Here is a 14,436-nt window from a genome sequence, read left to right on the forward strand (position 1 = left end):
AGGCATGATGAAACTGGATCGCTATGATTTAAAAATCCTCGATATCCTTTCAAGGGATGGTCGAATCACCAAGTCGAAGCTGGCCGAGGCGATTAACCTTTCGGTTAGCCCCTGCTGGGAACGAGTGAAGCGCCTTGAAAAGGCCGGGGTGATTGAAGGGTACACAGCGCGCATCAATGCGGAGGTGTTGGTGCCGCGCAACCCCGTGTGGGTGCAAATCGAGCTCAAGCAGCACAACGCCGAAAGCTTTGCCCGCTTTGAAGCCCTGGTGATGCAAACCCCCGAGGTGACCGAGTGTGTGGCTGTCGGTGGTGGCGTCGATTATCTCGTGAAGTTTGAAGCCCGTACCATTGATAGCTACCAGCGGATGATGGATAAGTGGCTGGTGTCAGAGGCGGGCATCGAGCGCTACTTTACGTATATCGTGACGAAGACGGTTAAACATGCGCCTATTGGCATTGATGCTGAGTCAAATGCTGATTTATAGCGCTGTATTAATATTGGAAACAGATAGTGTTGAAAGGTGGTGGGCGTCGTTGTCAGGTTGATTGTTGACTCGAACACGGTTGCGACCCTCTCGCTTTGCTTCATATAAGGCGGTATCCGCGGCTTTGATCAACGGGCTAAGCTCTGTGTCGGTACCCAGTGCGGCTACACAAACGCCCACGCTGATGGTGACTCGCATCTCTTGAGTAGGCTGATGAGGAATCGCTAGCTCCATCACCTTAACGCGAATCTCTTCTGCTAAGGCGAGCGCATGACGTGTGTGGGAGCTGTTGTCAGAGCGTAATATCAAAAACTCTTCGCCCCCAAAACGGCATACCACATCGTCTGGCCTACAGGCGTCGCGGATGGCATTGGCAACGTCGCGTAGGCAGTTATCTCCCTCTGAATGTCCGTAAAAATCGTTAAAGGCTTTGAAGTGATCCACATCGATAAGAATGGCGGCAATACAGTGCTGCGCGTTTGGATGCTGCTGTAAATCATCCGCGTAGCGAGCTAAGCCTCGGCGGTTGGTCAGCCCCGTCAGTGGGTCAATATGGGAAATTCTTTCGAGTTCTGCATTGCGGGCAGCCAGCTCCTCGCGAAGCTGCTCCACGCTGACATTCTCTAAATAGAGCCGCAAAGATTCAGCAGAAAAGCGGTAGTTAGCCATCAAGGTGAGCACCAGCACAGGAACGCCCAGCGATAAATGATTAATAACGTAAAAGCTTGTTGAGCCAGACAAAAACCAAATAGACGAGTAAAGGCAAGCAAATACAAAGAGGGAGCTGTAGAGGCTTTGCTCGAAAGGCGGTGTTAAGACGATGGTCAGTACCATAAGAAAGACAAGGCCTGCATAAAAATAGCTAAGCACGCGTTCATTCTCTGAGCCAAGCAAAATGGCACACCACACGACGGCTGATAAGGTGATGACAAGGACGGCTGCTAGCTCTTTACGACGAATCGAAACAGGACGGTTGTAATAGGCAAAGAGAAAGAAAGTAAGCGGAAGCATCACGCAACCGCGAAGCAGCAACGAGCGGAGAGTAATATCTGGCAATAGGTAGATATCTACCAGCGTGTAAGAAAAATAGAAAAACGCGAGCAGCTTGGTGAGTAGCCGCAATGTTTTGAGACGCTCATCATGGCGGTCGATATCGTACTTTTCGCGTACGGTCATTGCGCCCATGCGCTTTGACAACTGCTGATAGTAAGCTGGTCGGTACACGGTGTGATCTCTCGGCCTATTGAGCTACCTCAGCTTAACTGGGAATCAATGGGAAAGGGGAAGATAAAAACGTTTGCCACCATTTTTGTAGTTTAAAGGCGTTATAGCGACCGCAACGACGGCGAATATGCGTTCTCACCAAAAAAAACCGCTATAAACCGCCTTGCCACAAAAAAAGTAGCGGGTTTCTCCAGTGCTTTCAAAAACACTTCGTGTCTGATCTCCCGTACGCTGAGCACATCTGAACAGCAGGCTGTTTCGCCGCTGCTAATGGCTACTTTATTCATGCGTCACGGTTTGTTGCCCTCACTTGGCCTCACCGTACTGGCTGCAACCTGGGGAGGTTCCCATGACCACACTATCGACCACGCTTGTGAAACGCCTTGAAGACCCTCGCCTATTCCGTCAGTACGCTTATGTCAACGGCAAATGGACGCATGGTGAAGGTGGCCGCGAAGAGGCTGTCTTTGACCCCGCTACCAACGAAGCCATTGGCCATATTCCGTTGCTAGAGGCGAATCAAATCACTGCGGCGGTGGATGCGGCGGAAGCAGCGTTTGTTCACTGGCGGGCACTGCGCGCTGACGAGCGTTGCGAACGTCTGTTGGCGTGGTACGACCTCATTCAAGCTAACCGTGAAGACTTGGCCACTATTATGACCCTGGAGCAGGGCAAACCACTGCCCGATGCTCGTGGCGAAGTGGAGTATGGCGCAAGCTTTGTGCGCTGGTTCGCGGAAGAGGGCAAGCGCACCTACGGTGAGACCATCCCGAGCCACATTCCCAATGCATCGCTCGGCACGATTAAAGAGCCGGTGGGCATTGCCGCGATGATTACGCCCTGGAACTTCCCGCTGGCGATGATCACCCGCAAAGCCGCTGCCGCGCTGGCCGCAGGCTGCCCGGTGATTGTGAAGCCCGCGAACGAAACGCCGTTCTCGGCGCTGGCGCTGGCAGAGCTTGCCGAGCGAGCGGGCATTCCCGAAGGCATCTTCAACGTGGTGTTGGGCGAGCCTGCGGAAGTCTCCAAGATTTTGTGCAGCGAACCGCGTATTCGTGCACTCTCGTTTACTGGCTCCACCCGTGTTGGCCGTCTGCTTATCGAGCAGAGCGCGAACACCGTGAAGCGGCTCTCGCTGGAGCTGGGCGGCAACGCACCGTTTATTGTTGGGCCAGATATGGACCCGAAAGAAGCCGCCTATGCCGCAGTATCGGCGAAGTTTCAAACGGCAGGGCAAGACTGCCTCGCCGCTAACCGGATTCTGGTACACGAATCGATTCACGATGAGTTTGTGGCCCAGTTCACCGAGCGTATGGCGGCACTCACTGTGGGCAACGGCCTGCACGGCGAAGTCGATCTTGGCCCGCTCATTCACCGCCAAGCGGTTGAAAAAGCGGCTGCGATTGTGGACGACGCGATCTCTAAAGGGGCCACCATGATCGCGGGCGACCAAAGCCAAGCGCCGGGCGACAACTTCTTTATGCCGGTGCTGCTGACCGGTGTGACGCCGCAAATGAAAGTATGGCGGGAAGAGAACTTTGCCCCGGTGGCAGGTATTACCGCTTATAGTAGCGACGACGAAGTGATTGAGATGGCCAACGACACCGAATACGGTTTGGCCGCGTATATCTACACCCACGATATTCGTCGTATTTGGAAGCTGATGCGCGCGCTGGAGTACGGCATGGTGAGCGTCAATTCCGTGAAGATGACCGGCCCGCCCGTGCCCTTCGGCGGCGTCAAGCAGTCTGGCCTTGGCCGTGAAGGTGGCGCCACGGGTATCGATGAATACCTGGAAACAAAGTACTACTGCCTGGGGGCGCTGGGTTCGGTATCGGGCAGCTAGGTTTAGGAACCACAGCATCGCGCGCTGAAGCGCCCTCCCACAACACTCGCTGAGGCGCTTGAATAGGCCCTGTGGGAGGCCGGCTCTGCCGGGCGAAGGCACCGCTAGGTGCCCAACATTACGTCAGTCACCAAAGATAAAACACCCTCCCCAACAGTGGGGAGGTTTATCGTACAGAGAGAACGTTATGAGCTTGCATCAGGATCTGATCGAACGCGATCGCAAAGTCACCTTTCACGCCTCTACCCACCTACGTGACTTCGCCCATGGCGATTTGCCTGGCCGTGTCATTACCGGCGGTAAAGGCATTAATATTGTTGATAAAGATGGCCGCGAGTTCATCGACGGTTTTGCTGGCCTCTACTGTGTCAACATCGGCTATGGCCGTACCGAAGTAGCAGAAGCAATTTATAAGCAGGCGCTGGAGCTCTCTTACTATCACACCTATGTCGGCCACTCCAACGAGCCGCAAATCGAGCTTTCCGAGCGCGTGCTGAAAATTGCAGGCCTCAACATGTCCAAGGTCTACTACGGCATGTCCGGCTCTGACGCCAACGAAACCCAGCTCAAAATCGTGCGTTACTACAACAACGTACTGGGTCGCCCGCAGAAGAAAAAGGTCATCTCGCGCATGCGCGGCTACCACGGCTCCGGCATCGCGTCTGGCTCACTCACCGGCCTGAAAGCGTTCCACGACCACTTCGATCTGCCGATTGACACCATTCGCCATACCGAAGCGCCGCACTACTACCTGCGCGCCGCCGAGCAGCACGGCATGACCGAGCGGGAATTCTCCGCCTACTGCGCGGATAAGCTCGAAGCGATGATTTTAGAGGAAGGCCCGGACACCGTGGCCGCCTTTATCGGCGAGCCGGTGCTGGGCACCGGTGGCATCGTGCCGCCGCCGGAAGGCTACTGGGAAGCGATTCAGCCGGTACTGGATAAGTACGACGTGCTGCTGATTGCCGACGAAGTGGTGTGTGGATTTGGCCGTACCGGCTCCGACTTCGGTAGCCACCACTACAACATGAAGCCTGACCTCATCACCATCGCCAAAGGCCTGACCAGCGCCTACCAGCCGCTGTCGGGCGTGATTGTCGGCGATAAAGTATGGAAAGTGCTAGAGCAGGGCACAGGTGAATTTGGGCCCATCGGCCACGGCTGGACCTACTCAGGCCACGCCCTGGGCTGTGCCGCAGGCCTTGCCAACCTGGATATCATCGAGCGTGAAAATCTGGTGGGTAACGCGGCGGAAACCGGTGGTTACTTCCAGCGGCAGTTGAAAGCGACGTTTGAAGGCCACCCGTTACTCGGGGATGTGCGTGGTGTTGGCTTAATGGCGGCGCTGGAGTTCTCGCCGGATGCAAAACAGCGGCTGCACTTCGACCCCACATTGAAAGTGGGCCCGCGTGTCGCCGCGGCGGCCATGGAAGAGAACCTGATTGCCCGCGCCATGCCCCAAGGCGACATTCTTGGCTTTGCACCGCCGCTGACCATCAACCGTGGCGAAGTAGACGAAATGATCGGCCGCGCCAAACGTGCCATCGACCGCGTGACCGATGAGCTAGTGCGCTCTGGCGACCTGAAAACAGGTCAGCAAGAAGCCGCCTTTACCGTTTAATCGCCTGCGTTAGTTGTTTAAGCGCCGCTGCCGATGCAGCGGCGTTTTTGTTTTTGATCGTGGCGTCTATGCTGAACAGTGTGAATAGCTGGACAGTGTAAATAGACAATAGAACGTTGATCGTTGAGGAGACGCTCACCATGCAACCGGTACTCGCCTTTGATGTATACGGCACGTTGATTGACACCCAGGGCGTCACCGTTGAGCTGGAACGACGCCTGAAAGATACCTCACAAGCGCTTGAGTTCGCCAAGCGTTGGCGCGAAAAACAGCTGGAATACAGCTTTCGCCGAGGGTTAATGGGGGCCTACGTGCCGTTTTCTGACTGTACTCGCGAAGCGCTGGTATTTACGAATCGTGCGCTGCAAGCCGGGCTATCCGATAACGATCACGACCACTTGATGGCCGTGTATACAGAACTGCCCGCATTCCCCGATGTGGTGCCTGCGCTGGATCAGCTGCGCGATGCAGGGATTCGCTGCGTGGCGTTTTCTAACGGCACATCAGACGCGGTGAACCAGCTCTTGAGCCGTGCAGGCGTGCAGCACCATATGGATGCGGTGGTGAGTGTGGACGATATCAAACGCTTCAAACCCGACCCCGCCGTGTACGCTTATTTACGCAGTCAGCTTGAAGCTCGCCCAGAAAATACTTGGCTGATTTCAAGCAACGCCTTTGACGTGATTGGTGCCACGCAAGCGGGCCTGCGCAGTGTTTGGGTGCGCCGCCAATCGGATGCGCCCTTCGACCCCTGGGGTGGCGAGCCGGATATGACCGTGTCTGATTTAACCGCTTTCAGTGAGCGCTTATTAAGTAGATGATGACTCTTCACCTTAAGGAAACCATCGATGCATTTATTACGTATGACGACCGTTGCGGCAACGTTTTGTGTGATGGCTCCCGCCTTGGCGGCTTCATCCAACGGTATTGAGTACATTACGAGTGATTCAACCTTTGAGCAGGTCAGTGAACAGCTAAATGCCGCGCTGGATGAAAAAGGACTCACCTTAGTTGCCACGATTGACCACACGCAAAATGCCGCGAATAACGGGCTGGAACTGCCGCCCACGGCTACGTTCATCTTCGGTAACCCCAATGTAGGCACGCCGATGATGCAGTGCCAAGGCAGCGTTGCCTTAGACCTTCCTCAAAAAATGGTGGTGCGCGAAACCTCAGATGGCGTGCGTTTAGAATGGAACGCTCCCGAGTATCTGGCAGAACGGCATGGCTTGGAGGCGTGCGATCTTCCTCTTGAGAACGTGGCCAACGTGCTGCGCGACGTCGCGCAAAGCGCAGCGCAATAGCGGCGTGAACGCAGTCACGTTAACACTGTCCATAGCCCACTCGGGCGCGCATAATATTGCCCACTCAATATCTTAGGACACACGACTATGTCGAAAAAAATCTACTGCATCGCGAGCTTCAAACCCAAAGCCGGTAAAGAAGAAGCGGTCTTTAAAGCGCTGCAGACGTTAGAACCCAATACGCATCGTGAAGATGCCTGCTTGCACTACACGGTGACTCGCCAGATCGATAACCCGTTTGCCCAAGGCACTAGCTACCCCATCGTATTCCATGAAATTTGGGCCAGCCGTGAAGAGTTTGAAGCCCACTGCCAGCGCCAAGAGATTCAAGACTTCTTCGCCAAGCACGTTGAGTCACCCGAGGGTGATATCGAAGACGCCAACGTGTGCGTTTACACCGATGAGCCGTGGAATTTTGACGCTCCCAAGGTGTAATCGGCACTCAGTGTGTAGAATAGGCGAACGAAAGAGAGCGACTACGGAGCCAACATGACCGAAAAAAAGATGAACGTCGAAAGCTTTAACCTGGACCACACCAAGGTAAAAGCACCTTACGTACGTTTGGCCGATATCAAAGAGGGCCAGAACGGCGACCGTATCCACAAGTACGACCTGCGGATCTGCCAGCCCAACAAAGAGCACATGGAGATGCCCGCGCTGCACTCCCTGGAGCACTTGATGGCGGAAATGTCCCGCAATCATACCGATAAAGTGGTCGATATCAGCCCGATGGGCTGCCAGACCGGCTTCTACATCGCGTTGATTAACCACGACGATTACGACGATGTGCTGTCAATCATCGAGCTCACTCTCAACGACGTACTCACCGCCACCGAAGTGCCTGCCTGCAACGAAATGCAGTGCGGCTGGGCCGCCAGCCACAGCCTGGAAGGCGCCCAGGAACTCGCCAAAGGCCTGCTGGCCAAGCGCAGTGAGTGGACTGAAGTATTTGCGTGAGTCATTGTGTAAGTAAGCACTGACTGCTGAACGCCCCCTTTATGGGGGCGTTTTGTGTCATAGGGTGCACGTCCCTGTGCATGAAAATCGGTTTGCCTAAATATGCGTGTCGGCCGCTAGCTGCTCGATGGAGTGGGCGACGTTTCTGGCGTCTTGCAGAATTTTGTTCACAATGGCGTCGATTTCGCTGACGCTGGACTGGCTGGCTTTGCCTTGCTGAATAACCTGCTGCATGGCTTGCGTGGTGCGTTCTACCAAGCTGCTGTTGTCTTTGAGTACGCGGGTAATTTGATCAACGGCTTCGGTGGCACCCTTCGCCAGTTGGCGTACTTCGTTCGCAACGACGGCAAAGCCCCGCCCCTGTTCACCTGCGCGGGCGGCTTCCACCGCGGCATTTAAGGAAAGCAGGTTTGTTTGGCTGGCAATCTTTGCAATGGACTCCGTGATGGTATTGATACTTTGCGACTGTTTGTGCAGCGCATCGATCAGCTCTTGAGCTTTTGCCAGGGTTTGCGCGGCTTGCTCTGAGCCTTTCACCATTTCATCTAAGTGATCCAGGCTGTCCTTGGCGGTGCGCTCAATTTGCGAGGTGCTGCTCTGAGCCGAGCTGATGGTGCCCGAGGTCGCGTTGGCTTTTTCAACCAGTGGTGTGATGTCGCTGGCAAACTTAACAACTTCTACCACGTTGCCATCGCCGTCTCTCACTGGGTTGTAAGTCGCCTCTAACCAAACGCTATGGCCTTTGGCATTAATACGCTCAAACCTGCCTTTGGTGAAGTTTCCCTGAGCGAGGTGTTCCCAGAAGTGCGGATTTTGTTTGTAAAAATGCTCTGGGCAAAACATGCGGTGATGCTTGCCTTGGTACTCCTTGGCACGATAGCCAATGACACTTTCAAAATTGTCATTGGCCTCCAAAATTTCACCTTGAGGAGTGAACTCAATCACGGCCATGGAGGCATTGAGAGCCTGTAGCACCGCGTCTTGTCGCTGGGCTTTCTGGTGACGCTCTGTCACGTCGTTGGCAATTTTAAGCACGGAAGTGACGCTGCCACGAAAGTTGACAATAGGAACATACATCGCCTCCAGCCAAACTTCTTCGCCACTGTTTTTAAAACGACGAAAGCGACCCGTATGGCTCTCACCTTCGGCGAGTGACCGCCAGAACTGCTGGTATTCTGAGCGCTGCGTTTCAGCACCATCGCAAAATATTCGATGGTGCTGCCCCTTAATGTCCTGCAAATGGCAGCCCATGACATCAAGAAATGGCTGGCTGGCGTGTTTGATCATTCCCTGTGGCGTAAAGAAAATACAAGCAGTATGCGATATGAGCGCTTGATAAAGAGATGCATTTAAAAAAGGAGTATGCATTGTTGCCTTCTCTGTTTTCAGTGATCCGTGCAGGAGGAGGCGCAAGGGGAGGCACCTCAGCTAAACATGGCATGATTTTTTAAAGTAGTAATTTTTATTAGCCACGTTGTTTCTATTTTTAAAAGCTGAGCCCGTTAGCAATATAGCCTTTTTATCGACTGATCCGGCATAATAAAAATGTGAAAAAATGTAAAATAAAAAGGGCAAGTAGCTGATAATAAAAGCGCTTATAAACCTACATAGTTTTACTGATTGACAGTCTTGATGCTAGTGCTTGATAAAGTATAGCTAAGATCGGGGTGAGGCAATGTGATCTGCGCCATTAGGATGTTAGGTGATGCTAAATAAACGCTGGCAACATATCAGTCAACACAAGTTAGCTCCTGACGTTGACACCGACGCGTTGGATAAGCTGATTGCATCGGTAGCTGACTTTTTTGAGTTTCCTATTGCTCTAGTGTCTGTTCTTGGTCAAAAACAGTGGTTTATTGCCAAGTCTGGGTTGGATGTTGATTTTACGTCGTTAGAGGATGCCTTTTGCCGCCATGTGGTGGCCTTGCGGGCACCTTTAGTGATTGAGGACGCCAGCCAGCATCCTGACTTTTGTGACAACCCTCTGGTGCTTTTTGCGCCACATATTCGCTTTTATGCGGGTGTTCCGCTGACGGCAGGTGGGCGTGAAGTGGGCGCTGTCTGCTTGATTGATAATCGACCTAATACGCTTTCCGATAAGGATCTGCGCTTTTTAGAGTCACTGAGTTACTTCATTAGCGATTATATCCATCTTATTGATAAGCAAAGGTCAGGGGTTAGCGGCAGTGACTTTGCCATGATGATTGAGTCCGCTGATGTAGGCGTATGGGATTGGGAAATACCCAACGATCACAATGTCTTCAACCAGCGCTGGTGTGAGCTACTAGGCATTGAAACGGATGAGGTCGAGAGCCGTTCCAGCTTTTGGAAAAGCCTCATTCATTCAGATGATTTCACTCAGGTAAACAATGCTATTCGTCGGCATTTAGCCCAGGACGAAGCAGTGCTGAATGTTGAGTATCGTATGCGGCATGCCCAGGGGCATTGGGTGTGGGTAAATACGTATGGGCGGGTGGTGGCGAACGATCGTTCTGGACGGCCGTTACGGCTAACCTGCGTGATGAGGGATATTTCTGAGAAAAAAAGTGCTGAGCTTCGTGAACGCAAGCAAGTTCAACTGCTTAACTTTATGAATCGAGCCCAGAGTGTGTTTCTTCATGAGAAGAATATTCGACACTCCTGTGAAATGATTTTCGATGAGCTGCTATCGCTTGCGGAAAGTCAGTTTGGTCTAATTGGTCAAGTTCAGGTGCAGAGTGGAGGCGACCAATCGCTATTTATTCATGCACTTTCTAATATTAGCTGGAGCGAAGAGACCAATGAGCAGTATCGCGCCTACCAGCGGGGAGAGCTGTTTTTTAACAATCTCGATAACCTGTTTGGTCATGTGATTACCAGTGGTGGGGTCGTGATGGCTAACCGCCCTCGGCAACACCATGCGGCAAAAGGAACGCCGTCCGGGCACCCTCCATTACGGCGTTTTTTGGGGCTGCCGATTAAAATTGGTGAAGAAACCGTGGGTATGATTGGCCTGGCAAATAAGGAGGAAGACTACTCTGATGAGGATGCACAGTTTTTGCAGCCACTCCTTGATACCTTAGGGGCACTTTTTTATGCGCTAGAAGTTGAGAAGTCGAGGCTCCAGGCTGAACAAAAACTGCGTTATCTAGCCGAAACCGATGTACTGACAAAGCTGCCCAATAGGCGCGCGTTCATAGAGCGTATACAGGCGTTTTATGAGCAAGATGCCACCATTTTTTCAATCGCTATTATTGATATTGATTATTTTAAATCCATCAACGACCAATATGGTCATCAGGTTGGTGATGAGGTGCTACAAGAGGTGGCTTTTCGCCTCAACAGTTCGTTGCGTTCAGACGATCTAGTGGCACGCTTGGGGGGGGAAGAGTTCGGTGTATGCCTATTTGATGTGAAAGGCGCACCCACCCTTGAAACGTTGCGCAAAGTTATCGCCGCAGAGCCGGTTATGACAAGTGAAGGCGGCGTTAATGTGACTGTCAGCATCGGGGCGTGTCAGGTGGCGCCAGGTGCTAACAATGATCAATGGGAGGACGATCTTCGCTGTGCGGACCAAGCGTTGTATCGGGCTAAAAAAGAGGGGCGTAATCGGGTGAGATGGCACATGCCAAGTATCATAACTAGCTGTTAAGAAGGCATCATTTTTAGGCGCGTATGTGCCAATGAAGCTTTTTTGTATTAACGCATTGACAGTGAGGCTCAGCAGGTTCTATAAACAGGCCATCACTCATCACCTTAGGCTACCATGCTCCTCCTTATCACGATTGCCACGCTTGCAATTGGTATCTCGTTTCTGTGTTCTATCCTTGAAGCAGCCCTTTTGTCGATCACGCCGAGCTATATTGCAAAGCAAAAGGACGACAATCCCAAGCTTTACGCTGCGCTAACGACGTTAAAAGACAATATCGACCGCCCTTTAGCCGCGATTTTAACGCTTAACACGATTGCTCATACCGTCGGTGCCACCGCCGTAGGTGCCCAAGCAGCTGTAGTGTTTGGTGAGTCCTCTATTGCGATTGTTTCTGCGGTGATGACGCTGCTGATTTTAGTGCTGTCAGAGATTATCCCCAAGACGATTGGTGCCACTTACTGGCGTGGCTTAGCCCCCGTTCTGCCACGTCTTCTTAATATGATGATTTTAAGCCTGCTTCCCTTTATCTGGATGTCAGAGTTGATTACTCGTCGTTTAGGAAAGTCTGAGCACGACGTGGATTTGCGGGATGAAATTAAAGTGCTGGCCCGTGTTGGCCTTGAGCAAAACGTGCTAGATGCAGATGAGTCTCGCACGATTATTAATATGCTGAATTTGCACGATATTGCGGTAAGCCAAGCGATGACGCCACGCACCGTGTGTGAAACGGTACCGCCCAATATGACCGTCAGCGAATTTGACGCGCAGTACGGCAAAGCATCGTTTACACGCTTTCCTGTGATGGATAACGGCGAGCAAGCTTTCGGTTATGTGCATAAAGCAGATATGTATCATGCCGACGATAGCAAAACGATGCGTGAACTGATGCACCCGATTGGTAGCGTTGATGTTGCCAACAATGTTGAGCAGGTGTTCACGTCGATGCTTAAGGATCACCTGCACATGCGGGTGGTTTACGATGAACATGGCACTTTTGTGGGGCTGATCACGCTGGAAGATATTCTTGAGACCATTCTGGGTCAAGATATCGTCGATGAAACCGATAGCGTTGCCAACTTACGTCACTATGCAAAACAGCGCTGGGTAAAGCGGATTAAACGCGAAGAGAAAGATGTGAAACCGACGGAGTGAACACTGCTGGGTACTCATTGTCTTAGCGCAAAACGTTCTATAGTGAAGGCGTTGAAAGTCATATAAGGTATGAGAGTCACTTCATTTTAACGAGGAGCAACGATGTCATTACGTATCAATGCAGTCGTGCCTGACTTTGAAGCAGAAACGAGCCAAGGGCCCATCCATTTTCACGACTGGATCGGCGATAGCTGGGCGATTCTTTTCTCACACCCTAAAGATTTCACGCCGGTTTGCACCACTGAATTCGGTGCGGTAGCGACCCTTAGCGCTGAGTGGAAAAAGCGCGGCACTAAGGTGATTGGGGTATCTGTTGATGGCGTTGAAGATCACAAACGCTGGGCCAGCGATATCGAAACCGTGAGCGGCAGCACCGTAGGCTTTCCTATCATTGCTGACGAAGACCTGAAAGTCTCTAAGCTGTTTGATATGTTGCCAGAAGACGCCTATTTGCCGGATGGCCGCACCCCGGCACACAGTGCCACTGTGCGTTCGGTCTTTATTATTGGACCGGATAAGCAGCTTAAGCTTTCGATGACTTACCCGATGACGGTGGGTCGTAACTTCGCTGAAATTCTGCGTGCGCTTGATGCGCTGCAAACGACGGCTAAACATGGTGTTGCCACGCCGGCTGACTGGACTGTGGGCCAGGATGTCATTATTCCGCCAAGCGTGTCTGACAGCGATGCTCAGCAGAAATTTGGCGAGTTTGACGCGGTACTGCCGTATTTGCGTAAAACGAAGCTGCGTTAATTGCCGCTGTTAGGCGGCAACGTTAGGAAGACCCGTCAGCGTTGAGCTGGCGGGTTTTTTTATTAGGCAGGTTCGAGTGTTAGCTGCTCGATCGAGTTGGAGATACTCTGTGCCCCTTGCAGTATCTCATTCACGATGGACTCAATCTCATGCACGCTGGTTTGGCTCGTTTGCCCCTGCTCCACCACCTGCTGCATCGCTTCGGTGGTGCGCATCACCAACGCATTGTTTTCTTTTAGTACCCGGGTGATTTCGTCGACAGCCTCGCTGGAGCCGCGAGCGAGTTGGCGTACTTCATTGGCGACCACGGCAAAGCCGCGTCCCTGCTCACCTGCACGGGCGGCTTCAACAGCGGCATTAAGAGAAAGCAGGTTGGTTTGACTGGCGATCTGAGCAATCGTCGTGGCAGTTTTATTGATCTGCTCTGCCTGTGTATTAAGGTCACTAATCAGTCGTTGTGCATCGCCCAGCGTGTGGCTTGCGTGCTGGAAGTGAGTCATCACCTTTTTCAGGTGCGCCAAGCCTTCCTGGGCAATGCGTTCGGTTTGACTGGAGGAGGTGCGCGCACTGCCGACCGTGGCTCGGGCAGCCTCTGATGCTTCCATGGCGCGGGTAATATCCGTGGCAAATTTAACCACTTTTACGACGTTACCTTCGTGATCCACGATGGGGTTATAGGTGGCTTCTAACCATATCACGCGGCCCTGGGCGTTAAGGCGCATAAACTTGCCTTGCTTGAACTCGCCACTGGCGAGCTGCTTCCAGAAGTCGGGACGCTGCTGATAGAACTCCTTCGTGCAAAACATGCGGTGGTGCTCGCCGCGAATCTCGCGTAGCGAATACCCCATAGCCTGCTCAAAGTTGCTATTGGCATCTAAGATATAACCATCGGGAGTAAACTCGATGACGGCCATTGAGCTATCCAGTGCCTGCAAAATGGCTCGCTCCCGAGCGGCGCGCTGGTGTTTTTCAGTGACGTTACTGGCCACTTTAAACACCTGAACGACGTTGCCGCGGCGGTTTTTAATCGGTACATAGGTCGCTTCCAGCCACACCTCTTCCCCAAAGGCGTTGATGCGACGAAACCTCCCTTGCTGGCTCTCTCCCGCAGCAAGGGCCTCCCAAAAAGCCGTGTAAGCTGCGCTGTTGGTATCTTCCGGATAACAGAAGAGCCGGTGGTGTTTTCCCCTGACCTCCTCAAGGGAGTAACCCACGGTTTCAAGAAACTGGGGGCTAGCATCTTGAATGATGCCTTCAGGAGTGAAGTAGATACAGGCTGTGTGCTGATTCAGCGCACTGCGTAAATTTCCAGAGGCGAAGGGGCTAAACATGGAGGCAAGGTCTCGAGCGCAGTATTATAAATGTGCTCAGAATAGACCAGTTTCTTATAGAAAACACTGTTTTGTATCGTTGTGGCACAAAATGTCACGTCAGTAATGTTAAGTATCTGTTTTAATAAAT

13 protein-coding genes are annotated in these 14,436 nt (G+C 52.5%); 10 read left to right on the forward strand and 3 right to left on the reverse strand.

Features of this window, described 5'->3' with window-relative positions; all coding sequences use genetic code 11:
• Positions 1-4 precede the first annotated feature (4 nt).
• Positions 5-487, forward strand: a complete 483-nt coding sequence (locus tag IEW65_RS08730) for an Lrp/AsnC family transcriptional regulator (protein WP_188639094.1) — start codon at positions 5-7, stop codon at positions 485-487.
• Here IEW65_RS08730 and IEW65_RS08735 read toward each other — a convergent pair.
• Positions 482-1,663, reverse strand: a complete 1,182-nt coding sequence (locus IEW65_RS08735; RefSeq protein WP_229755513.1) for a diguanylate cyclase — start codon at positions 1,661-1,663, stop codon at positions 482-484. The genes IEW65_RS08730 and IEW65_RS08735 overlap by 6 nt on opposite strands.
• A gap of 397 nt (positions 1,664-2,060) precedes the next feature.
• On the opposite strand from IEW65_RS08735, the gene IEW65_RS08740 reads away from it, so the two are divergent.
• From IEW65_RS08740 to IEW65_RS08765, 6 genes are all read left to right on the forward strand, one after another.
• Positions 2,061-3,557, forward strand: coding sequence for an NAD-dependent succinate-semialdehyde dehydrogenase (locus IEW65_RS08740; protein WP_188639096.1), 1,497 nt, complete (start codon positions 2,061-2,063; stop codon positions 3,555-3,557).
• Positions 3,558-3,744: 187 nt separating this feature from the next.
• Complete coding sequence (locus IEW65_RS08745) at positions 3,745-5,178, forward strand: aspartate aminotransferase family protein (protein WP_188639097.1); 1,434 nt, start codon at positions 3,745-3,747, stop codon at positions 5,176-5,178.
• A gap of 140 nt (positions 5,179-5,318) precedes the next feature.
• Complete coding sequence (locus tag IEW65_RS08750) at positions 5,319-5,999, forward strand: haloacid dehalogenase type II (protein ID WP_188639098.1); 681 nt, start codon at positions 5,319-5,321, stop codon at positions 5,997-5,999.
• 27 nt (positions 6,000-6,026) lie between these two features.
• Positions 6,027-6,482 (forward strand): DUF302 domain-containing protein, encoded by a 456-nt coding sequence (locus tag IEW65_RS08755; protein ID WP_229755514.1) that lies wholly within the window; start codon positions 6,027-6,029, stop codon positions 6,480-6,482.
• An 87-nt stretch (positions 6,483-6,569) separates the two neighbouring features.
• Positions 6,570-6,917, forward strand: coding sequence for a putative quinol monooxygenase (locus IEW65_RS08760; protein ID WP_188639099.1), 348 nt, complete (start codon positions 6,570-6,572; stop codon positions 6,915-6,917).
• 54 nt (positions 6,918-6,971) lie between these two features.
• A complete protein-coding gene (locus tag IEW65_RS08765) occupies positions 6,972-7,439 on the forward strand; it encodes an S-ribosylhomocysteine lyase (RefSeq protein ID WP_188639100.1) in 468 nt (155 codons plus the stop codon).
• A 96-nt stretch (positions 7,440-7,535) separates the two neighbouring features.
• On the opposite strand, the gene IEW65_RS08770 is transcribed toward IEW65_RS08765, so the two are convergent.
• On the reverse strand, positions 7,536-8,807 hold the full coding sequence (locus IEW65_RS08770; RefSeq protein ID WP_188639101.1) for a methyl-accepting chemotaxis protein: 1,272 nt from the start codon (positions 8,805-8,807) through the stop codon (positions 7,536-7,538).
• A 337-nt stretch (positions 8,808-9,144) separates the two neighbouring features.
• On the opposite strand from IEW65_RS08770, the gene IEW65_RS08775 reads away from it, so the two are divergent.
• From IEW65_RS08775 to IEW65_RS08785, 3 genes are all read left to right on the forward strand, one after another.
• Entirely contained in the window at positions 9,145-11,070 is a 1,926-nt protein-coding gene (locus IEW65_RS08775; RefSeq protein ID WP_188639102.1) for a diguanylate cyclase, read from the forward strand.
• Between the two features lie 114 nt (positions 11,071-11,184).
• Positions 11,185-12,222 (forward strand): CNNM domain-containing protein, encoded by a 1,038-nt coding sequence (locus IEW65_RS08780; protein WP_188639103.1) that lies wholly within the window; start codon positions 11,185-11,187, stop codon positions 12,220-12,222.
• A gap of 102 nt (positions 12,223-12,324) precedes the next feature.
• Entirely contained in the window at positions 12,325-12,975 is a 651-nt protein-coding gene (locus IEW65_RS08785) for a peroxiredoxin (protein WP_188639104.1), read from the forward strand.
• Positions 12,976-13,037: 62 nt separating this feature from the next.
• Here IEW65_RS08785 and IEW65_RS08790 read toward each other — a convergent pair whose 3' ends face one another.
• Positions 13,038-14,306: a methyl-accepting chemotaxis protein gene (locus IEW65_RS08790; protein WP_188639105.1), complete on the reverse strand. Its 1,269-nt coding sequence runs from the start codon at positions 14,304-14,306 to the stop codon at positions 13,038-13,040.
• Positions 14,307-14,436 lie beyond the last annotated feature (130 nt).

This window comes from Vreelandella lutescens (assembly GCF_014640815.1).
GTDB lineage: Bacteria > Pseudomonadota > Gammaproteobacteria > Pseudomonadales > Halomonadaceae > Vreelandella > Vreelandella lutescens.

Excerpts from the sequence above, each read along its gene's own strand:
- IEW65_RS08735 (WP_229755513.1), bottom strand. The coding sequence starts at position 1,663 with ATGACCGTACGCGAAAAGTACGATATCGACCGCCATGATGAGCGTCTC.
- IEW65_RS08775 (WP_188639102.1), top strand. The coding sequence starts at position 9,145 with ATGCTAAATAAACGCTGGCAACATATCAGTCAACACAAGTTAGCTCCT.
- IEW65_RS08730 (WP_188639094.1), top strand. The coding sequence starts at position 5 with ATGATGAAACTGGATCGCTATGATTTAAAAATCCTCGATATCCTTTCA.
- IEW65_RS08750 (WP_188639098.1), top strand. The coding sequence starts at position 5,319 with ATGCAACCGGTACTCGCCTTTGATGTATACGGCACGTTGATTGACACC.
- IEW65_RS08790 (WP_188639105.1), bottom strand. The coding sequence starts at position 14,306 with ATGTTTAGCCCCTTCGCCTCTGGAAATTTACGCAGTGCGCTGAATCAG.
- IEW65_RS08785 (WP_188639104.1), top strand. The coding sequence starts at position 12,325 with ATGTCATTACGTATCAATGCAGTCGTGCCTGACTTTGAAGCAGAAACG.
- IEW65_RS08760 (WP_188639099.1), top strand. The coding sequence starts at position 6,570 with ATGTCGAAAAAAATCTACTGCATCGCGAGCTTCAAACCCAAAGCCGGT.
- IEW65_RS08740 (WP_188639096.1), top strand. The coding sequence starts at position 2,061 with ATGACCACACTATCGACCACGCTTGTGAAACGCCTTGAAGACCCTCGC.
- IEW65_RS08755 (WP_229755514.1), top strand. The coding sequence starts at position 6,027 with ATGCATTTATTACGTATGACGACCGTTGCGGCAACGTTTTGTGTGATG.
- IEW65_RS08780 (WP_188639103.1), top strand. The coding sequence starts at position 11,185 with ATGCTCCTCCTTATCACGATTGCCACGCTTGCAATTGGTATCTCGTTT.
- IEW65_RS08745 (WP_188639097.1), top strand. The coding sequence starts at position 3,745 with ATGAGCTTGCATCAGGATCTGATCGAACGCGATCGCAAAGTCACCTTT.
- IEW65_RS08765 (WP_188639100.1), top strand. The coding sequence starts at position 6,972 with ATGACCGAAAAAAAGATGAACGTCGAAAGCTTTAACCTGGACCACACC.
- IEW65_RS08770 (WP_188639101.1), bottom strand. The coding sequence starts at position 8,807 with ATGCATACTCCTTTTTTAAATGCATCTCTTTATCAAGCGCTCATATCG.